Annotated in this window: 16 protein-coding genes and 1 pseudogene; 15 read left to right on the top strand and 2 right to left on the bottom strand. The window is 63.2% G+C overall.

What is annotated here, in order from left to right; genetic code table 11:
• Nucleotides 1–17: 17 nt before the first annotated feature.
• From ACYG9V_RS26560 to ACYG9V_RS26510, 11 genes are all read left to right on the top strand, one after another.
• Complete coding sequence (locus ACYG9V_RS26560; protein WP_023716368.1) at nt 18–953, top strand: SMP-30/gluconolactonase/LRE family protein; 936 nt, start codon at nt 18–20, stop codon at nt 951–953.
• A gap of 102 nt (nt 954–1,055) precedes the next feature.
• Entirely contained in the window at nt 1,056–2,132 is a 1,077-nt protein-coding gene (locus tag ACYG9V_RS26555) for an ABC transporter substrate-binding protein (protein WP_373432856.1), read from the top strand.
• A 62-nt stretch (nt 2,133–2,194) separates the two neighbouring features.
• The gene (locus ACYG9V_RS26550) at nt 2,195–2,527 is read left to right on the top strand and encodes a hypothetical protein (RefSeq protein ID WP_023716370.1); all 333 of its coding nucleotides are present in this window, start codon (nt 2,195–2,197) and stop codon (nt 2,525–2,527) included.
• A 1,118-nt stretch (nt 2,528–3,645) separates the two neighbouring features.
• On the top strand, nt 3,646–5,085 hold the full coding sequence (locus ACYG9V_RS26545) for an NAD(P)/FAD-dependent oxidoreductase (RefSeq protein ID WP_352765572.1): 1,440 nt from the start codon (nt 3,646–3,648) through the stop codon (nt 5,083–5,085).
• A 24-nt stretch (nt 5,086–5,109) separates the two neighbouring features.
• Entirely contained in the window at nt 5,110–6,285 is a 1,176-nt protein-coding gene (locus ACYG9V_RS26540; RefSeq protein WP_023670851.1) for an acyl-CoA dehydrogenase family protein, read from the top strand.
• A gap of 7 nt (nt 6,286–6,292) precedes the next feature.
• Entirely contained in the window at nt 6,293–7,648 is a 1,356-nt protein-coding gene (locus ACYG9V_RS26535) for an LLM class flavin-dependent oxidoreductase (RefSeq protein WP_352765570.1), read from the top strand.
• 10 nt (nt 7,649–7,658) lie between these two features.
• Complete coding sequence (locus tag ACYG9V_RS26530; protein ID WP_023727409.1) at nt 7,659–8,000, top strand: DUF3088 domain-containing protein; 342 nt, start codon at nt 7,659–7,661, stop codon at nt 7,998–8,000.
• Between the two features lie 4 nt (nt 8,001–8,004).
• Nucleotides 8,005–9,186, top strand: a complete 1,182-nt coding sequence (locus ACYG9V_RS26525; RefSeq protein WP_023830926.1) for an acyl-CoA dehydrogenase family protein — start codon at nt 8,005–8,007, stop codon at nt 9,184–9,186.
• On the top strand, nt 9,183–10,538 hold the full coding sequence (locus tag ACYG9V_RS26520; RefSeq protein ID WP_023830925.1) for an LLM class flavin-dependent oxidoreductase: 1,356 nt from the start codon (nt 9,183–9,185) through the stop codon (nt 10,536–10,538). The genes ACYG9V_RS26525 and ACYG9V_RS26520 overlap by 4 nt, the downstream gene beginning before the upstream one ends.
• A gap of 74 nt (nt 10,539–10,612) precedes the next feature.
• Nucleotides 10,613–11,707 carry an LLM class flavin-dependent oxidoreductase gene (locus ACYG9V_RS26515; protein WP_352765568.1) on the top strand — a complete coding sequence of 365 codons (1,095 nt, stop codon included), beginning with the start codon at nt 10,613–10,615 and terminating at the stop codon, nt 11,705–11,707.
• Between the two features lie 51 nt (nt 11,708–11,758).
• On the top strand, nt 11,759–12,619 hold the full coding sequence (locus ACYG9V_RS26510) for an NADPH-dependent oxidoreductase (RefSeq protein ID WP_023701135.1): 861 nt from the start codon (nt 11,759–11,761) through the stop codon (nt 12,617–12,619).
• A gap of 6 nt (nt 12,620–12,625) precedes the next feature.
• Here ACYG9V_RS26510 and gcvA read toward each other — a convergent pair whose 3' ends face one another.
• Entirely contained in the window at nt 12,626–13,636 is a 1,011-nt protein-coding gene (gene gcvA / locus ACYG9V_RS26505) for a transcriptional regulator GcvA (RefSeq protein ID WP_352723180.1), read from the bottom strand.
• A gap of 336 nt (nt 13,637–13,972) precedes the next feature.
• Between gcvA and ACYG9V_RS26500 the strand changes: the two genes are divergently transcribed.
• The gene (locus ACYG9V_RS26500; protein WP_023824720.1) at nt 13,973–15,568 is read left to right on the top strand and encodes an ABC transporter substrate-binding protein; all 1,596 of its coding nucleotides are present in this window, start codon (nt 13,973–13,975) and stop codon (nt 15,566–15,568) included.
• 94 nt (nt 15,569–15,662) lie between these two features.
• Nucleotides 15,663–17,258 carry an ABC transporter substrate-binding protein gene (locus ACYG9V_RS26495; RefSeq protein WP_352765565.1) on the top strand — a complete coding sequence of 532 codons (1,596 nt, stop codon included), beginning with the start codon at nt 15,663–15,665 and terminating at the stop codon, nt 17,256–17,258.
• A gap of 79 nt (nt 17,259–17,337) precedes the next feature.
• Here the strand turns inward: ACYG9V_RS26495 and ACYG9V_RS26490 are convergent, their stop codons facing one another.
• Nucleotides 17,338–18,792: an FAD/NAD(P)-binding protein gene (locus ACYG9V_RS26490; protein ID WP_352765563.1), complete on the bottom strand. Its 1,455-nt coding sequence runs from the start codon at nt 18,790–18,792 to the stop codon at nt 17,338–17,340.
• Between the two features lie 185 nt (nt 18,793–18,977).
• Here ACYG9V_RS26490 and ACYG9V_RS26485 point away from each other — a divergent pair.
• Both ACYG9V_RS26485 and ACYG9V_RS26480 read left to right on the top strand, forming a co-directional pair.
• Nucleotides 18,978–20,331 (top strand): annotated as a pseudogene (locus ACYG9V_RS26485) (LLM class flavin-dependent oxidoreductase).
• Nucleotides 20,328–21,419, top strand: coding sequence for a rhodanese-like domain-containing protein (locus ACYG9V_RS26480; RefSeq protein WP_023733273.1), 1,092 nt, complete (start codon nt 20,328–20,330; stop codon nt 21,417–21,419). Before ACYG9V_RS26485 ends, ACYG9V_RS26480 begins: the two are co-directional and overlap by 4 nt.
• Nucleotides 21,420–21,430 lie beyond the last annotated feature (11 nt).

Genomic DNA, 21,430 nt, shown 5'->3' with positions numbered 1-21,430 from the left:
CATCCGGGAATAGTGGAATGAGCGACTACGAGATTCTGGACGACCGGTTCCGAAAGCTGACGATCGGGCATGCCAAGCTCGAACGGCTGTGGACCGGGAGCCGCTGGGCGGAAGGACCGGTCTATGTTCCGGCGGCAAGGCATTTGCTGTGGTCGGATATCCCGAACGACCGGTTGCTGCGCTACGACGAAAGCGACGGCTCGGTCAGTGTCTTCGAAACCCATTGCAACAATCAGAACGGCCATACGCTCGATCGTGAAGGCCGCGTCGTCGCTTGCGACCATCGCGGTCGACGCATCTCCCGGCTTGAGCATGATGGGCGATGGCAGTCGCTTGTCGAAGTCATCGACGGCAAGCGGTTCAATTCACCGAATGACGTGGTGGTCAAATCCGATGGGACGATCTGGTTCACCGACCCCGTGTACGGCATCGACAGCCACTATGAAGGCATGATTGCCCGACCAGAGATCGGCGGGTCCCATGTCTACCGGTTCAACGAAGCAACCTGCGAGGTGGGTGTCGTCATCACTGATCTGGTGCAGCCGAACGGGCTGGCCTTTTCGCCCGACGAGACCATCCTCTACGTGTCGGATACTGGCGCAAGCCATGTTCAGGGCCTGCCGCGGGCGATCAAGACCTATGATGTCGCCGCGGACGGACGCTCGCTGCGGTCGCACGGCACGCTCGCCGAATGCGAGGCAGGATTTTTCGACGGCTTCCGCGTCGATCGCGATGGCAACATCTGGGCCTCCAGTGCCGATGCGGTTCGCGTCTACGCGCCGGACGGGACGCTGATCGGGCGCATCCTGGTTCCCGAAATCGTCTCCAATTTGTGCTTCGGCGGTCCGAAGCGCAACCGGCTCTACATCACCGCCCAGACGTCGCTTTATTCCATCTATGTCAACGCGCATCCAGCCGGTTTGGGCCCGGTGGCTGGGCAAATCAGCCAGTGACTTGGCGCCCGAAATCGAGTTCCGGAAGACCAGACAATTTTTGAAACCAAGGGAGGTACCAACATGCAACGCAGAACATTTCTAAAATCATCCATCGCCTTGATGGCCATCACAATCGCTGCTCCGGTCCTGTTCGCCGGCCAGGCACGGGCGGACGCGATGGCCGACGCCATGGCGGTGGTCGAAAAATATGCCCAGAAGGTCACCGCCTGGGACGGCCCGGCCACCGGTCCGAAGGCCCAGCCGGGCAAGACGATCGTCGTGCTCGCCGGCGACCTCAAGAATGGCGGCATTCTGGGCGTCACCACCGGCGTCGAGGAAGCCGCCAAGGCGATTGGCTGGGAGGTCAAGGTGATCGACGGCGCCGGCTCGATCGGTGGCCGCACCGCCGCCTTCGGCCAGGCGATGGCTCTGAAGCCGAATGGCATCGTCATCAACGGTTTCGACGCCATTGAGCAGGCGCCGGCGCTGGAACAGGCGAAGGCCGCCGGAATCCCGCTGGTTTCCTGGCATGCCGGACCGGTGATCGGACCCGACGAAAAGAGCGGCGTGTTCGCCAACGTCTCGACCGACGCCATGCAGGTCTCGACGGCTGCGGCCGACTGGGCCTATGCCGACGCCAAGGGCAAACCCGGCGTCGTCATCTTCACCGATTCGACCTACGCCATAGCCATCGCCAAGGCCGACAAGATGAAGGCCGAAATCGAGCGGCTCGGCGGCAAGGTGCTCGAATATGTCGACACCCCGATCGCCGAGACCTCGCAGCGCATGCCGCAGCTGACCACCTCGCTCTTGCAGAAATACGGCGATGCCTGGACGCATTCGCTGGCGATTAACGACCTCTATTTCGACTTCATGGGACCATCGCTTGCCGCTGCCGGCAAGGCCGGCACCGACGCGCCGATCAATGTAGCCGCCGGCGACGGTTCGGAATCGGCCTATCAGCGCATCCGCGCCGGGCAGTTCCAGAAGGTCACGGTCGCCGAACCGCTCAACTTGCAGGGCTGGCAATTGGTTGACGAGCTGAACCGCGCCATCGCCGGTGAAAAATGGTCGGGCTATCTGTCGCCGCTGCATGTGGTGACGGCCGACAATGTCGAGTTCGACGGCGGCCCGAAGAACGCCTTCGACCCGGAGAATGGCTACCGCGATCAGTACAAGAAAATCTGGGGCAAATAGGCCACCGAGGAGGGCGCATCACCGATGCGCCCTCATCCATGCAGACAATCAGGAACTTCAACATGATCATCCGCTACGCCCTCTTCGAAGGTGAAATCCATGCCGGGCGTGAGAACGAATTCCGGCACTTTGTCAAGGAGAAGCTGGTGCCGCTGTGGACGCAATTTCCCGGGGCGCAAGAGGTTCGCGTCCTGGATGGTACCGCGCGTGACGAGGGTGCTCCCGTCTACGCAATGGCTCTCGCCATTCGCTATCCCGACATGGACACCTGCAACCGGGCGCTTCAGTCGGATGTGAGATTTCAAAGCCGCGACGTGACGGGGGAATTGCTGAAGATGTTCACTGGGCGCGTTCATCATCATGTCTTCGAGGCAAATGAGTATCCAACCGGCTAGATCGAGCACGGCGACGTCTCTGCCAGATCTCGCAAACGCCCCCGGCATCTACATCGCCAGAACGTTCAAGTTGAAGCGCCGTTCTGTTTGGATTTCCCTGTTGGGCCACGATCATTTCGCTGTTAGCCCGCGCAGGGAATCCCTTACTAAGGCATTGAATCTGCGCCGAGATTCCGGCGCAAATTCGCCTTGAGCGCGGAAAATCGCCGAAATTCGCTGTTTTTCGGCGGCTAACAGGGAAAATCAGACAGAGACTGGTTCGCCAATGACTGCCAGCACCACCAGTTTATTATATATCAATACCTTACGCCTAATTATTTGAGTTTGAGTTGAGCGTTATCGGGTAAATCTATGGCTTCTGGGCAAAATGGTTTTGGGGCCCGTTCGTCAATTTTCTCCGTCTCGTTGATGGCACTGTCACACCTAGCTCAAGCCCCCTGGGTTCGAAATACCCTGCAAGGATGCCTGCGGCAATCGGCGGCAACGACGTGCAATTAGGCGGGTTCTGAACTCGGCCGCAGTCTCAAAATGCGCTTGCCAGTTCGGTTGATCTGTGCGGATCTGGCAGCCAATTCCGACAGAATTCTCTTACCCAGCCCGGACAGGTAAAGGCTGAGGAAATCATGAGAATGGTAATCGGTAATGTCCCCAACCGCATCGTTTTCCATCGGTCGTGCTTTGAAATAGATCTCAATCGCGACCGCGACGGCGCCGTGTACTTGACGCCGGTGCAGCTCAAGGCGTGGTGAGAGCCGCCACCAATCGAAGTCCTCGAGGTCTCCTTTCGGGTGCATGACGCGTTTTTACACACGTGGGCTCGACCCCTACTTGGGTGAAGTGTCGGAAACGCAGCGTACTCCTTTCAACGGGCAAGAATTGCAGCGGAATCGACGCGGGCAACCGAGCGTTCAGATTATGTCAGCCCTGCGCGCCAATTGTTCGCTTGTCATCACGGATTGCAGGTGGTGCCGAATATCCGGCAGCAGCCCGGTGACGCTCCGATTGTGCCGTTGGATGCAAGTGAAAAAAACTACCGGGCAATCAAAGCAGACATTTCTGGACTGTTTGCCGACCGGGGCGGAGTTTGGTGTAACGCTTGAACTTCAGCCAGGACCGAAATGGCCTTACCGTCCGATCCAGATCACGACGCCCGCGAAACACTTCGACTGATCGGTCCCGATCCGCAAAATTGGGTGCCGGATCGGGAGGGCATCGACCACAATGTCTTTGTCGTTGGCGGCGGGCAGACGGGCGCGACCTTCGCCTTCGCGTTGAGGCGGGCCGGCATCGGCAAGGTCACGGTCATCGATGCGGCGCCGGATGAGGGCAAGGCCGGCATCTGGCTCACGCATGCGCGGATGAACCGGCTGCGAACACCAAAGGGCCTGCCGGGACCGGAACTCGGCCTGCCGGGCCTGAGCTTTCAATCCTGGTACGAAGCGCGCCATGGTGCCGAAGCCTATGCAGGCTTCGACCGCATCGCGCGGACGGATTGGGCGAATTACCTGAAATGGTATCGCGACTTTCTCGGCATTGGCATTCGCTACGGCACGCGTCTCCTTCGCATCGAGCCGGCTGACGGGTATCTTCGCCTCCACCTCGATGCCGGCGGCACGCCATTGATCGAAACGGCGCGGAAGATCATTCTGGCCAATGGCTTTGGCGGCAGCGGCGGTCCAATGATACCGGCGGTGCCCGCTGCTCTGCCCCAGGGCTTTGTCGCACACAGTTCTGCAGCAATCGATTTTGCCTCGCTCAAGGGCAAAGCGGTCGCTGTCGTCGGGTCGGCGGCTTCGGCATTCGATGCGGCGGGGACAGCCCTTGAGGCCGGCGCGCAATCGGTGCGCCTGTTCGCGCGGCGCACCAGTATCGCCAGCGTGCCGATCAACCGCGTGCGGGGTTATCCCGGCGCCTATGACAACTATCCGCGCTTGCCCGATCCGGTGCGCTGGCGCCAGGCACTGCGCTTCCGCGAGGCCGGTTCGACGCCACCGCCCGATGCCGTGGAGCGGGTAGTGCGGCACAAGAATTTCCACCTGCATCTCGGTGCCCCCTGGACGAATGCGGATATCGACGGCGGCAAGGTCGTCACCGACATCGGCGCCGAGACGTTCGCTTTCGACTTCGTCATCGCCGGCACCGGCTATTTCGCCGACCCGACGCGCAAGCCGGAATTTAGCAATTTCGCCGCCTCGATCCGGCTGTGGCGTGACCAATACGCGCCGGCGGAAGGCGAACTGGATGAATTTTTCGGCGCCCATCCCTATCTCGGCCTCGGCCATGAATTCCTCGAGAAAGCGCTGGGGGAGGCGCCGTTCCTGAGGAACATCCACGTCTTCAATCCAGGCGGCTTCGTCAGTTTCGGCCTGCCGATCGGCGATGTTCCCTCTATCAGGCGCGACGTGCCGGCTGTCGTCGCCCGCATCAGCCGCGATCTCTTCCTTGCCGATCTCGACAGCCATGAGAGCCGGATAACCGGCAGCCATCCGGCCGAGTTCGGGGAGGAGGCCTACGCCTCTGCCGTCTGGCGACCGGCACAGACCATTGCGGCGGAATAGACGCATTTCCATGGACAAACGCCGATGACCTTCAGCCCTGACCTTTCCGACCCGTTCGTCGCCACGGCGGTCGAGCTGCGCACCATCTTCGATCGCGATGCGGTGGCGCGCGACAAGGCTGGTGGACGACCGGTCGAGCAGATCCGCCTGCTCAAGGAAAGTGGACTGCCGTCGGCGCAGATTCCCAAAAACTATGGCGGCAAGGGCGCGCCCTGGCTGTCGGTGCTGCGCGTCGTGCGCGAATTTGCCCGCACCGATGGTTCGCTAGCCCATCTCTACGGCTACCATCATCTGCCGCTCAACGGCGTGTTATTTCGCGGTACGGACGCGCAGAAGGACCAACTGCTGACACGCTCGGCCCGCGAGAACTGGGTCTGGGGCAATTCCGGCAATGCCATGTCGAAGACCTCTACGGCCAGGCGCAACGGCTCGGGCTGGATCCTGAACGGCTTCCGGCCGTTCTCTTCCGGCTCGCACATCGCCGACTATATCCAGGTGGCATGGGAAGACGGCCAGGACCGCCTGGCAGCTGCGATCCCGGCCGATCGTGAAGGTATCGTCATCGAGGATGACTGGGATGGCGTCGGCCAGCGGCAGACGGGTTCCGGTAAAGTCACGTTCAAGGATGTGCATATCGGTGATGACGAACTGATCGGCTCGCCCGCCGTGCCGCTGACGCCGTTCCAGACGCTGATTTCACTCTTCCAGCAGGCGGTCCTGCTCAACCTCTTCGTCGGCAGCGCGCAAGGAGCGCTGAGCGAAGGCCGCGACTATACGGTCTCGCAATCGCGACCCTGGGTCTATTCCGGCTATGAGAACCACACCGACGATCCGTTCGTTCAGCGCAAATATGGCGATCTCTATATCCGCACGCTGGCTGCCGCCGAACTCGCCGATGTGGCGGCGCGCAGCCTCGATGCCGCCTATGGCAAGGGCGAGGCCTTGACCCTGGAGCAGCGCGGACAGACGGCGATCGACCTTGCCACCGCCAATGTCTATGCCGGGCAAATCGGTCTCGACGCATCGAGCGAGGTTTTCGAGGTGATGGGCGCCCGCTCGGCCACCAAGGCCAATGGCTACGACAGGTTCTGGCGCAATGTGCGCACGCACACGCTGCACAACCCGGCCGAATACAAGAAGCGCACCATCGGCACCTGGTTGCTGACCGGGGAATTCCCGGTCGGCGGGTTGTATCGCTGAGGAGAAAATGGCCAGGCGCAAGGACAAGCTCAAGCTTGGAGCGTTTCTTCTCTTCACCGGCCACCATGTGGCGGCATGGCGCCATCCACAGGCGGCCGAGGGGACCAGCCTCGGCGACTATGTCGAACTGGCCAGGCTCGCGGAAGCGGCCAAATTCGATGCGATCTTCTTTGCCGATGGCGTCGCGGCGCGGCTGAGCAATCTCGAGGCTGCCAGCCGCAAGGCGCATAGCGGCGTCTATCCGTTCGAGCCCATCACGCTGCTGTCGGCGCTGTCGGCGGTGACCACCAACATCGGCCTGATCGCCACGGGTTCGACCAGCTATTCCGATCCCTACAATCTGGCCCGCCAGTTCGCGTCGCTCGACCATCTGAGCGGCGGGCGCGCCGGCTGGAACCTCGTCACCTCGTCCGATCCGGATGCGGCATTCAATTTCGGCCACGATACGTATATCCAGCACGGCGACCGCTACGATCGCGCCGAGGAATTCGCCGATGTCGTGCTTGGGCTGTGGGACAGCTGGGAGGATGATGCCTTCCCGCGCGACAAAGTGAGCGGGCGCTATTTCGACAAGGAGAAGCTGCATGTGCTGAACCACAAGGGCCAGCACTTCGAGGTGCGCGGTCCGCTGAACACGCCGCGCACGCCGCAAGGCCATCCGGTCGTCGTCCAGGCGGGCGCGTCCGGCCCCGGCAAGGAGCTGGCGGCGCGCACCGCGGAAGCGATTTTCGCCGCGCAGATCACGCTCGATGAAGCCACCGCCTTCTATGCCGACGTCAAGGGCAGGCTCGGTAAGTACGGCCGTTCAGAGGATGATCTGAAAATCCTGCCAGGCATCTTTCCGGTCGTCGGCCGCAGCGAAGCCGAGGCGCAGGAAAAGTTCGAACAGCTGCAGGATCTCATCCAGCCGGAAGTGGGCCTCGGTCTGGTCTCGGCGCTGGCCGGCGGCTTCGATCTGACCGCCTATCCGCTCGACGGGCCGGTGCCGGAACTGCCGGAGACCAATGCCGGCAAGAGCCGGCAGGCGCTGGTCATCGATCTGGCGCGGCGCGAGAAGCTGACGATCCGGCAGCTCTATTTGCGCATCGCCGGCGCTCGCGGCCACTGGCAGGTGGTCGGCACGCCACAACAGATCGCCGACACGATCGAAGAGCGCTTTGAGAATTACGGCGCCGACGGCTTCAACATCATGGCGCCGATCATGCCCGGCGGCTTGAAGGATTTCATCGAGTTGGTGGTGCCGGAACTGCGCCGCCGTGGCCTGTTCCGTCGGGAGTATGAGGGCAGGACCTTGCGCGACAATCTCGGCCTGAAGCGGCCGGCAAACCGTTTTTCGCGGCATGCCGCTGCGGCGGCGGAATAGGAATGAGCCGATGGCGCGAGACACGCTCTTTCTCATCCAGCCGGGTTTCGCCGACCCAAAGCATCCGGGCCAGACCTTCGTCTGCCCCTATTCCAACAAGGTCGAAGGGCTGCTCGCAGCCTTTCCCGATCTTGCCGCCAGGCTGGACGTCGAGCGCGTGCCGTTCGCAAGGCCGAGGGGTAAGGTGATCGATACGCTCGGCGAACGCCACCAGTCGCTGCCGGTGCTGGTCGTCGGCGGTGATCCGCCAGCCGACCTACCGACCGCGAAGGGCAAGGTCTTTGCCGACGACACAAGGCGCATTCTTGCGCTGCTTGCCGAGCGCCACGGCTTCCCGCATCTGCATGAGTGACCTGATGAGCTTCGATCCCGATACCTCCAATCCATGGGTCGCCAAGGCGGTCGAGCTGCGCGACATCTTTGCCCGCGACGCGGTCGAGCGCGACCAGCTTGGCGGCAGGCCCGTTGAACAGATCCGCCTGCTCAAGGAGAGCGGCCTGCTCAGTATCGTCATTCCCAAGGAATTCGGCGGCGCCGGCGAACCCTATTCGACGGCGCTGAAGATCGGCCGCGAGTTCGCCAAGGTCGACGGCTCGATCGGCCACATCTACGGCTACCATTTCAGCGCGCTGATCGCCGCAAGGCTCAATTCGGACGAACCGCGCTCAGCCGATCTGCTGCGGCGTTCGGCTGCGGGCGACTGGTTCTGGGGCAACACCGGCAACAGCTTTTCCAAGACGCTGTTCGGCCGCAAGGATGGCGAGTGGACGATCGTCAGCGGCTTCAAGCCCTTCGCCTCCGGCTCGCATGTCGCCGACTATCTTTCGACCTCCTGGGAAGACGAGGTCAGCGGCGAGCGGAAGTTCGCGGCCATCCCCGCGGATCGTGAGGGCATCACCATTCTCGACGACTGGGATGGCATCGGCCAGACGCAGACCGGCAGTGGCAAGGTCGCCTACAAGGATGTTAGGGTCCATGACAACGAACTGGTGCGCGGCTGGGTGGACGCGTCGCTGCCGATCCGCACCATCGGCCCGCTGCAGCAGCAAAGCGTGCTGCTCAATGTCTTCATCGGCACCGCCCAGGGCGCACTGCTAGCGGCACGCGACTACACGCTCAACAGCTCGCGACCGTGGATGTATTCCGGCGTCGAGCGCCACATCGACGATCCATGGATCAAGCGGCAGTATGGCGAGCTTTTGGTCAAAACGCGCGCGGCAACAGTGCTGGCTGATCGCGCTGCGGCGGCGATCGATCATGCGATCGCGCGCGGCAAGGCATTGACCGAGCAAGAGCGCGGGGAAGCGGCGGTTGCAGTTGCCGCGGCCAACGTGCTGGCCGGCAATGTCGCGCTCGAAGTCACCACCGAGATCTTCGAGGTGATGGGCGCGCGCTCGGCGGTGCGCAAATACGGCTTCGACCGTTTCTGGCGCAATGCGCGCATCCACACCTTGCACAACCCCGCCGAATACAAGGCCCGCACCGTCGGCACCTGGTATCTGACCGGCGCCTATCCCGAGCCCGGCGTCTTTCGATGAGCGGCCGGCAGCTCCACCTCAATGTCAACATCCTGCACGCCGGCTTCTCGCCGGCGGCATGGCGGATGGACGGGGTCGACCCCTATGCCGCCTTCACCGTCGACCACTATGTGCAGGTGGCGAAGATCGCCGAGCGCGCCAAGCTCGACGCTATATTCCTTGCCGATCAGGCGGCAATTTCGGATCGCATCGACTATCGGCCGATTACATCGCTGGAACCGACCATCGTGCTGGCGACGATAGCCGCCGCGACCGAGCGCATCGGCCTGATTGCGACGGCATCGACCAGCTTCAACGAGCCCTACAACATCGCCCGTCGTTTCGCGACGCTCGACCATGTCAGCGGCGGGCGCATCGGCTGGAACATCGTGACCACGGCCGATCCCGCCTCGGCCCGCAATTTCGGCCTGACCGGCGCGATAGATCATGGCCGGCGCTACGAGCGGGCCGCCGAATTCACCGAAATCGTCAAGGCGCTGTGGGACAGCTGGGAGGACGATGCCTTCATCGGCGACGTCGCCAGTGGGCGCTTCGTCGATGCCGCCAAGGTTCACGCCATCGAGCACGAGGGCGCGCATTTTTCGGTGCATGGGCCGCACAATGTGCCGCGCTCGCCGCAAGGGCATCCGGTGGTCATCCAGGCCGGCGGTTCCGATGACGGCAAGGAGCTCGCCGCGCGCCACGCCGAAGCGGTGTTTTCCGCGTCGCAATCGTTCGAGGAGGCGCTCGCCTACGCAAAGGAGCTGAAGGCCCGGGCTGTCGCCTATGGCAGAAGCGGCGGCGTGCCGCTCAACCTCGCCGGTCTGGCCACCATCATCGGCAGCACCGAGGCGGAAGCGGAGCGGCGGCAGGAAGAACTGTGGGACCGCATCCCGCTCGACTACAGCCTGACGCGGCTGTCGGGCGTGCTCGGCATCGACCGCGAGCGGCTGAGGCTCGACGAGAAGCTGCCTGACGTCATCCCGCTGCCGCCCAACGGCGGCCACACCTTCTTCAAGGCCACGCTGGCACTTGCCCGCAACAACGATTTCACCGTTCGCCAACTGATCCGGGCGCTCAACGGCAGTACCGGCCACCGCACCGTTGTCGGCACGCCGGAGCAGATCGCCGACGATATCGAAAGATGGTTTGTCGCCGGCGCCGCCGATGGCTTCAACCTGATGCCTGACGTGCTGCCGACCGGGCTGGAAGTCTTTGTCGATACGGTCGTGCCGATCCTGCGCCGGCGCGGCCTGTTTCGCAGCGACTATGAAGGGCGCACGCTGCGCGACCATCTCGGCCTTATCAGGCCTGAAAGCCGTTTCGCGCCGCAGCCGCACAAGGCGTCAGGGTTGCTCGGGGCCACCCATTGAACGATCATCAAACGATAACGGCGCGGAAGGTACCGCCATTGACCTCCACGCCCGACAAAAATACAGGCCCGACAATGAGCGCTGATCCCGAATTTCTCTGGTACATCCCGAACCAGGTCGATCCCGGTCACCGCGGCGAGCCGGCCGTCGAGGACCACAACAGCCTGGAGACGCTGACCAGCCACGCAAAGGCGCTTGAGGAACACGGCTGGAAGGGCGCGCTGATCGGTACCGGCTGGGGCCGGCCCGACACGTTTACCGTCGCCGCCGCGCTCGCCGCGCGGACCACCTCCTTCGAGCCGCTCATCGCGATCCGCCCGGGTTACTGGCGGCCAGCGCACTTCGCATCCGCGGTCGCCACGCTCGACCAGCTGACCCGCGGTCGCGTGCGTATCAACATAGTGTCGGGCAAGGACAACCTCGCTGCCTATGGCGACAGCGAAGGCGAGCAGAACCATCGCTATGCCCGCACCAGAGAGTTCATGCGGCTGGTTCGCAGACTTTGGACCGAAGAGAACGTCACCTTTGCCGGCGAGCACTTCAAGGTCACCGGGTCTACCGTCATGCCCCGCATCCCTGTCCGTGGAAACCGTCGCCATCCCAGGCTCTATTTCGGCGGCGCGTCGGAGGCGGCCGAGCGCGTCTCGGCCAGCGAGGCCGATGTCCAGCTGTTGTGGGGCGAGCCGCTCGACGGCGTCCGGGAGCGGATCGAGCGGCTCAAGGCCTTGAGCCGGGAACTTGACCGGGACCTCCCACCTCTACAATTCGGGTTTCGGGTCACCACGCTGGTCCGCGACACCACCGGGCAGGCCTGGACGGACGCCGAGGCGAAGGTCGCCGAAATGGCAAAGGGCCAGGGCGCCGGCTGGAATGATCATGGTCGGGCGGTAGCGGTAGGCCAGCAGCGTCTGCTCGATCTGCACACGCGCGGCGAGGTGCTGGACGACAATCTCTACACTGCGCCGGGCAAATATGGCGGCGGCGGCGCCGGCACCACCTGGCTGGTCGGCTCGGCCGCCGACGTGGCCAGTTCGCTCGGCAAGTACCGGGATCTGGGCATCACGCATTTCGTGCTCTCGGACACGCCGTATCTTTCCGAGATCAAGCGGCAAGGCGACCAGTTGCTCCCGCTATTGCGCAATAGGGTCCAAGCCGCGTTTGTTGAATGACGTGGGGTTGTCAGAACACCGAACGAGCCAGATCGCCAAATAGGGACGACAATGCCACAGCCGGCCGCTTTCAGCATCCGCCCTTCCGACGCCGACCTGCGCGGTGAAGCAGCACTAAGGCGGCGTTACCGGGCGCCGCAAGAGGCGAACACTGCAAACTGGAACGAAGCCCTCGAGGCGATCCTTTCACATCGCTCGGTCCGCAACTATCTCGCCAGGCCTCTGCCCGAAGGGACGCTCGAACTGATCATCGCTGCCGCCCAGTCGGCGCCGACCTCGTCCAATCTGCAGGCGTGGAGCGTCATCGCCGTCGAGGATCCGGCGCGCAAGGCGCGGCTTGCCGGACTGGCGGCGGTCAATCGCCATATCGAGCAGGCGCCGTTGCTGCTGGTTTGGCTGGCCGACCTGTCACGGCTGCGCGCCATTGCCGAGGCAAACAGCCGGGCGGGCGAGGGGCTCGATTATCAGGAGAGTTTTCTGCTGGCCGTGATCGACGCAGCACTTGCCGCGCAGAATGCCGTGGTGGCAATCGATGCGCTCGGGCTCGGCTCCTGCTACATCGGCGCCATGCGCAATCATCCTGAGGCCGTGGCGCAAGAGCTCGGCCTGCCGCCGGAAGCCGTGGCGGTGTTCGGCCTGACCGTTGGCTGTCCCGATCTCCTGGCTGCGACCGACATCAAGCCCAGACTGCCGCAGCGTGTTGTGCTGCATCGCGAGCGCTATCAGTCAGGCTTCGATCAGGACGATCTCGCAGCGTACAACCTGACGCTTCGCACCTTTCAGCAAGAGCAGTCGATGCCCGTTGTCGACTGGACCGAACTGATGTCGAACCGCATCGGCAGCACTGCGGCGCTGAAAGGCCGTGATCGCCTGGGTGATGCGCTCAAGGCGCTGGGCTTCAAGCTTAAATAGCCAAGGCTATTCGGCGGCAACGATGGCGATGCGCGCCGGCAGTGCTGCCGGCGGTGTGAAGTCGAGTGCGCCAACCCTTCGCGCCTCAGCCTTCAGCCAGCCATGGAAGCGCTCGACGGTCGCGAGCTTCGCCTTGTGTGGCGTCGTCGCGAAGTAATAGGAAAACTCGACCGGCTGCGGCGAGCCGAAAGGGCTGACCAGCCGCCCTGCCGCAAGGTCAGGCTCGGCCAGTCGGAATTTGCCGAGACCGATGCCCTTGCCGGCAACCGCGGCGTCGAGTACCAGCGAGGACTGGCTAAGCCGTATGCCGCCGTCGACAAGGCGGCCGGACAGGCCGTTGGATCGCAGCCAGCCCTTCCAGTCGGGGCAACTTGGATCGCGCTCCGGCCCGTCCTCATGCAGGATCGGCGCGTTACGCAGCCCTTCCGGTCCACGGAAGAGGCCGTGCGTGCGGGCAAATTCGGGGCTGCAGACAGGCAGCACCGCTTCCGAGAACAGCCGTTCCGTGATGAGGCCGCTATAGGCGCCCGAGCCGTAGCGGATGACACAGTCGATATCTTCGCTGGCAAAGTCGGCAAGCCTTGTCGATGCATCGACCAGTACTTCGAGTCCGGGCACCGCCTCACGCAGCGCGTCGAGGCGCGGGATCAGCCATTTGCTGGCGAAGGAGGGCGCGACCGACACCTTGATCGGCGCATCCTCCTCGTCGCCGGAAATACGCGCGACCGATTCGACAACGACGTCGAAAGCCTCGGTGAGCCCGGGCATCAGCGCCTGACCGGCCGAGGTCAGCAAAAGCTCGCCCCGGTTGCGCTGGAACAGCGGTTGCCCCAGGTGATCCTCCAGCAGGCGGATCTGCTGGCCGATGGCGGCGGGCGTGACATGGAGTTCTTCCGCCGCTCGCGTAAAGCTCAGGTGGCGGGCGGTTGCGACAAAGGCGCGAAGCGAGGTCAGCGGCGGAAGTCTCGCCAGCGTCGGTCGTAGCTTCCTCGGTTTGGCGCGAATGAGATCAACCATGAGGCGCATTCAACACGTTCGGACCCGGCGCGACGAGGGCGGGCTTTGCGCCAAAGCGCGCGGCGGAAAATTTCGTTTGCCGCAGCGTCGCGCCAGCGGGAACGGAAATCTAAAAAATCGCAATGTCTACTATTCTTGTAGAAATAAGACGGGCAGCACCGATTTGGGTGTCGGTCGGCTTCGCAGGCCTGGAATGAACCAGTCGTGCAAAGCGGCGCTTTCGGCCGACGATAGAAAATCATTCTTCCGGTTTTGCGCGACGGCAGGGATCATTGCGTCGAGGCGCCGGAGTGCGTTCGGCCGCCGGATGCAATCCGTTTTCCGGAGCCCAAGACCATGTCTGTCAATCGTCGTCATTTCAACCAGCTCTTGCTGCTTGGGGGTGCGAGTTTCGCATTGCCCGGCCTTTCCTTTGCAGCCGAAGGCACGCCCGTTCAGGGCGGCACGCTCAACTGGGCCTACTATCCCGATCCGACGTCGCTGATCGCCATCAACACCTCGTCGGGCACCGGCCAGGCGATCGGCCCCAAGGTGAATGAAGGCCTGCTTGATTTCGCCTACGACCTCACCCCGAAACCGCTGCTGGCCACGGAGTGGTCGATCAGCGATGACGGCCTGCGCTACACCTTCAAGCTGCGCCAGGGTGTCAAGTGGCATGACAGCAAGGACTTCACCTCGGAAGATGTTGCCTTCACCATCTTCCGGCTGAAGGAGGCGCATCCGCGCGGCCGCATCACCTACCAGAACGTGACAGCGGTCGAGACGCCCGATCCGCACACCGCCATTGTCGTGCTTTCGAAGCCGGCGCCCTATCTGATCACGGCGCTGAGCAGTTCGGAATCACCGATCGTGCCGAAGCATGTCTACGAAACGTTCAAGCCGGCAGAACAGCCCAAGCTGGAACAGACGATCGGCACCGGCCCCTTCGTTCTCAAGGAATGGGTGCCCGGCAGCCATCTGATCTTCGATCGCAATCCGAACTATTGGGATGCGCCAAGGCCTTACCTCGACCGCGTCGTGCTGCATGTCATTCTCGACCCGGCGGCACGCTCGGCGGCTCTTGAAACCGGCGAGATCGATATCGGCGCCAATCCCGTGCCGCTGGCCGATATCGAGCGGCTGAAGGCCAACCCCGCTTTGGTCGTCGACACCAACACCTATGCCTATTCCGGCCCGCAGCAGCAATTGTTCTTCAACTACGAGAACGAAATCCTGACCAAGCGCGACGTGCGTCTGGCCATCGCCCACGCGATCGACCTGCAGAAGCTGGTCGACATTGCGCTCTATGGCTATGCGCAGGTATCGCCAAGTCCCATCAGCACGGCACTGCCCAAATGGTATGACCCCAGCATCAAGGCGCGCGAACCCGACCCCAAACTGGCGGAGAAACTGCTCGACGATGCCGGCCATCCGCGCGGCGCCGACGGCACGCGCTTTAAGCTCCGGCTCGCCTACAACGCGTTCCTGCCGGCGTCCTATGCCGATTTCATCAGGCAGTCGCTGGCAGTGGTCGGCATCGACGCCGAGATCCTGAAGCTCGATCTGTCGACGTTCCTGAAGACCGTCTACACCGACCGCGCCTGGGACCTGGTGGTTGAGTCGCTGTCGAACACCTTTGATCCGACGCTCGGCGTCCAGCGCGCCTACTGGTCGAAGAATTTCAAGATCGGCCTCGTCTTCTCCAACGCCAGCCACTATGCGAACCCCGAGGTCGACCAGATCCTCGAAGCCGCCGCAATCGAGCCCGACGAAACGAAACGGCGCGAGCTCTGGTACAAGTTCCAGCACATCATCCATGACGACGTGGTGTCGGTCGACCTAGTTGCGGCCGGTGCCCAGATTGTTGCCAACAAGAAGGTCAGGGATTTCGCACCCGGAGCGCAAGGCATCAACAACAGCTTCGCGCAGATCTGGCTCGCGCCAAACGCATAGGCGCTCGGATTGCCTTGCCTTGGATCGGTGCGTGAAACCACCGATCCCGACTTTTCCCCATAAAGACAAATCGCGCAAACGCGGAGTATCGACCATGACCATCAACCGACGCTTGTTCAATCAGTTCCTGCTGCTGGCCGGCGCGAGTACCGCCCTACCTGCCGGGGCCTTTGCCGAAGACGCCAAGCCGGTGGCGGGCGGCACGCTCAATTTCGTCTACTATCCCGAGCCCAACCAGATCGTTTCCATCAACACCAGCGCCGGTGGACCGGCCACCATCGGGCCGAAGATTTTCGACGGCCTGCTCGCCTACGACTACGACCTCAATCCAAGGCCGCAACTGGCCACCGAATGGTCGATCAGCGATGACGGGCTCGAATATGTCTTCAAGCTGCGGCCGGGGGTGAAATTCAGCGACGGCCATGATTTGACATCGCAAGACGTGGCCTTTTCGATCTCGCGGCTGCGTGAAGCGCATCCGCGTGGACGCATCACCTTCCAGAATGTCACCGACGTCGACACGTCGGATCCGCATGTGGTGAAAATCAAACTGTCTAAACCGTCCGCCGCGCTGATCTCGGGGCTGGCCGCGACGGAATCGCCCGTCGTGCCCAAGCACATCTACGAGAAGCTGAAGCCGGCGGACGATCCGTCCTTCGAGCAGATCATCGGCAGTGGACCGTTCGTGCTCAAGGAATGGGTCAAGGGCAGCCACATCATCGTCGAGAAGAACCCGACCTATTGGGATGCGCCAAAACCCTATCTCGACCGGATCATCTTCCGCTTCATCACCGATTCCGGCGCGCGCGCCGCGGCACTCGAGACGGGTGAAGTCGACATCGGCCCGAACCCGGTGGCGTTTGCCGATCTGGAGCGGTTCAAGGCGTTGCCGCAGTTCGTCGTCGATAGCACCGTCTTTGCCTATAGCGGCCCGCTGCACCAGCTGATCATCAACCTGGAAAACCCGATCCTGAAGGAGAAGAAGGTCCGTCAGGCAATCGCGCATGCCATCGATCTCGATGCGATCAATGCCATCGTGTTCTACGGCTATGGCCAAGTGTCGCCGACACCGATCAGCGTCGTCAACAAGAAGTATTTCGATCCCGATGTGAAGGCGGCGACCGTCGATACGGCGCTGTCGGAAAAACTGCTCGACGAGGCTGGCTTCAAGCGCGGAGCGGACGGCATCCGCTTCAAGCTCAGGCTCACCAACAATCCCTACAATCCGTGGGGCTATGCCGACTTCCTCAAACAGGCACTGGCCAAGATCGGCATCGACGCCGAGATCCAGAAATTCGACTTCGGCACCTATGTCAAAACCATCTACACGGATCGCACCTGGGACCTGTCGACGGAATCCTGCGGCAACATCTTCGACCCGAGCGCCGGTGCGCAACGGCTCTACTGGTCGAAGAACATCAAGATCGGACTGCCATTCTCCAACGGCGCGCACTACGAGAACCCTGAGGTCGACCGGCTGCTGGAGGCCGCATCGGTGGAGCTTGACGAGGCCAAGCGCAAGCAGCTGTTCTTCAGGTTCCAGGAGATCATCGCCGACGAGTTGCCGATCATCAATCTGATCGCACCGCCGACCATCATCATTGCCCGCAAGACCGTCAAGAATTACGCGCCGGGTGCTGAAGGCCTGTCGGCCAGTTTCGCAGACGCATATATCGATCCGAACGCCTGAACCCGGCGGACATCAGCAAGAAAAGGGCCGCGTCTCGACGCGGCCCTTTTCGTTTCTATTGTCTTGAGGTGCAGAACGGTCAGGCCAGAGCACGCAGCCTTGGGCTGGAGCCGACCAGAAGGCCGGCAAGGGCGATGGCTTGCGCCAGCTGTTCGCCGATGGAACTCGATTCCCAGGCGACGCCGCGCAGCGGATGGCCGATGGCAAACAGATTGCCGTGGGTCCTGCCGTCGCCGGAAATCACCTGGCCGTCATGCGTGGCGTCGATGCCGAACCCGGTCGCATGCGGCCTGACGATGCCGTTCTCCAGCAGGCTCTGGACAAACGGATCGGCGATCCGCCGCCAGTCATGCTCCTGATGGCCCCGGCAGTTGACGACACCGTCGAAACGCAGCCGTTCGACCGCGCCGCTATCGCGCCAGCGGATCTCGGCGACAATGCCGCCGGCTCGCGGATGCAGTGCCAGCACCCGTCCGGCGCCGCCCGCCCAACGGCCTTGGCTTTGCGCCAGTGCGACGCGCTCAAAGCTCGGCGGCGCCGCTCGATGCGCGGTGACGTCCCAGAAAGCGCGCAGATGGCGTGCGAACTTCAGGCGCTCCTTGTCGGTGGCGCCTTGCCACAGAGCCAGGATCCACGGCCGGATCGTCAAAGGCAGCCCTTGCCAGTCCAGCCCGGCGGCCTCGATGGCCCGGCGTTCGGCCTTTACCAAGGCAAGAAGCGCCCTCGTGGTTTTCGGCAGCGGCCGCCCGGCAAGAAAATCGCGCCACGCTTCGGTATTGCGCCGAGGCTCGACGATCTGTCCGCGCCGCGACACGACGCGATAGCTGCCCTTGAAGCCGCGCGCCTCCATGCTGGCGACGAAGTCGACCATGCTGAGACTCGAGCCGATCAGCAGCAATTGCCTGCTGCCAGCGAGCCGATCCAGTGCTGCCGAATCCCAGGGATTTGCGACATAGCGGTGATCGTTGATGATTGGTGCTTCGGTGGCCGACGGCTCGCTCTGAAAAACACCTGTCGCCAGCACGGCCTCATCGGCCAGCAATTGCTGGCCGTCGCTGGTGCCGACGCAGACTCCGGACGGACCGGTCAGCATGTCGACGGCGGATGCCTTGATGTGGAGCAGCAAGGAACGCGGATCTGCTTCCCTGACAGCCCTGGTCAGTTCCGACTGGACATAACTGCCGAACAGCCAACGCGGCGGGCTGGAGTCATGGACATCCTCGGGCGGCGTCCAGCCGTGCTCCGGCCCATTCGCCTCGAGCCAGCGAACGAGGTGATCGGGGTCCTCCGGATGCAGCGAGAAGATGCGCGCCGCGCCGTTGACGAGATGTTGCGGATCGGCGGTGCCGTAGGCAACGCCACGACCAAGCTGGGCCCGGCGTTCGATGATGGTGATCGCCAGCGGCTCAGTCGAACGATCGAGCAGCTTGATCGCGGTAAGGGCGCCGGCAAAGCCACCGCCGACGATGATGATCGAGCGCGGGGTCGAACGCGGAGGGATGATCGAAGGCGGGGAGGAGGGGGTATGAAGCATCAAGGACCTTTGCGACGCCGACGGTGCGTGGCTCTAGCCCATCGCCTCGGCGGCGACCATCGTGCTTCCCCGTAACCCGATGTCAAAAAACAATAATTGCCAGCTGGCGAAAGGCATTCTTTCGCTCAGCGCGTTTGGCAGGCGCTAGATAGGAGAGCCCTTTGCGACCAGCCCGAGAACCACTGATGACTGAAGATCGAAAGATAAGGCTTGGAGCCTTCATTCGCGGACCCGGCCATCATGTCGCCGCCTGGCGCCATCCCGATGTGCCGGCCAATCCGGGCCTGAGTTTTCAACACTATGCGGACGCCGCGCGCACTGCCGAGTGCGGTCTCTTCGACATGGTCTTCCTCGCTGACAGCCTCAGCGCGCGCAATGGCGAGCAGCCGATCGAGACTTTCGAACGCACCGGCCATGTCGTGCATTTCGAGCCGCTGACGCTGTTGTCGGCACTGTCGACCATCACGCAAAGGATTGGGCTCGTCGCGACAGCGTCAACCACCTATTGGGAACCTTTCCATCTGGCGCGGCTATTCGCTTCGATCGACCATCTGAGCGGCGGCAGGACAGGCTGGAATGTCGTCACCTCGGCCGATGCGCCCGCGGCCGCCAATTTCAGCCGCGACCAGCACCCCGTTCATGCCGATCGCTACGACGAAGAGTTCGTCGCCGTGGCGCAGAAGCTGTGGGACAGCTGGGACGACGATGCCTTCGTCGCCGACAAGGCTTCGGGGATCGCCATCGACCGGCACGGCATCCATGCTCTTGACCATGTCGGCAGGCATTTCCGCGTCAAAGGACCGCTCAACGTCGCCCGCCCACCGCAGGGCCATCCCGTCATCGTCCAGGCCGGTTCGTCCGATGCCGGCCAGCACCTGGCGGCGCGCACGGCGGAGGTGGTTTTCACCGCTCATCCGACCATCGAATCGGCGCGCGGTTTTTACAGCGAGCTGAAGGGCCGGCTGGGCTCCTTTGGCCGCTCTGCCGATTCCTTGAAGATCATGCCCGGTGTCTTCCCGGTCGTCGCGCCGACACGCACGGAGGCCGAGGACAAGTTCGACGCCATCCAGCGCCTCGTCGATCCGGTGGTCAGCGTGGCGCTGGTCTCGGGACTGCTCGGTGGCGTCGATCTTTCCGGCTATCCGCTCGACGGGCCGTTGCCGGAACTCGGCAGTTCAGAATTCGGTGAAGAGCCGCCTGAAAGTCGTTTCCGAATTGGCCGCAAGCCGGAACCTGACCATCCGGCAATTGTACCTCGCCGTTGCCGGTGCACGTGGCCATTTCCAGATCGTCGGCACGCCAAAAGACGTGGCCGACATGATGGAGGAGTGGTTTGCCGGCGGGGCGGCCGACGGCTTCAACGTCATGCCGCCGATCCTGCCGACGGGCCTCACCGATTTCGTCGACCTCGTCATCCCGGAGCTGCAGCGGCGCGGCCTGTTTCGCACTGCTTACGAAGGCAGGACGTTGCGCGAGAATCTCGGCCTTGCGCGTCCGGTCCGTGGCGCCGCCGAACAGCAAGAGAGGAAAGCATCATGAGCGACACGACGATCGACTCGACAACGTTTCGCCAATGGCTGGCGGACGGCGAGGAACTGGCGGTGCTGGATATCAGAGACAGCGCGGCTGTCGGATATGCATCGCCGCTGTTCGCCACCAATCTGCCCGCAGATCAGGTCGAGGCGGAGATCGACCGCTTCATCCCGCGCAAAGCGGTGCGCACCGTGCTGGCCGATGACGGCAGCGGCGTTGCCGAGCGACTTGTCGAACGACTGACCGGGCGCGGACGCAGCCAGCTCTTCGCACTGGCCGGTGGAATTCCGGAATGGACGAAAGGCGGCTTGGACGGCTTGCCGACCTTCGACACGCCGGGCGTCGATTTTTCGTTGGCGATCCGCGACGAGAAAGGAACGCCGGTCATCACCGTCGACGAACTTGAAGCGCTCAAAGGCCAAGTCGCCGACGTGGTGATCCTCGACAGCCGGACGGTAGCGGAGTTCGACAAGGACCATGTGCCTGGCGCCATCAGCGTGCCGGGCGCCGAACTGGTGCTGCGCTTCGCCGACCTGGTGCCGTCGCCGGAGACGCAGGTGGTTGTCTCCTGTGCCGGCCTGCCGCGCGCAATCATCGGCGCGCAGACGCTGATCGACGCCGGTGTGCCCAACAGGGTTGCCTATCTGCACGACGGCACCAAAGCGTGGCGTGAGGCCGGCCTTGCGCTCGAGACCGGCAGGACTGCTGGGTATGGTTCGGCCAGCGAGGACGCGAAGCGCTTCGCCGGAGAGCACATCGCAAAACTCGCCGAAGGCGACAGCTTTCCGCGCATCGATGCGGCGACCGCGGCAGCCTGGGCGAAGGACGAGAAGCGGACGACCTACCTGCTTGACGTGCGCACACCGGAGGAATTCGCCGAAGCGCACATTGCCGGGTCGATCGCGTCGGAGGGCGGGCAGTTGCTCGGCGTCGCCTATCGCACCATCGCCGTGCGCGGCGCCCGCATCGTGCTGATCGACGATCTGCTTGGTGTCCGCGCGGCGACGACGGCGCACTGGCTGCAGCGGCGCGGCTTCGAGATCGCCATCCTCCTGCATGATTTCCGATCGGCCAGCCTGGTGGAAGCGGCGTAGAGCAGGAGCGT

Source organism: Mesorhizobium sp. W016, from assembly GCF_054719485.1.
This window is presented reverse-complemented; position numbering and strand designations above follow the sequence as displayed.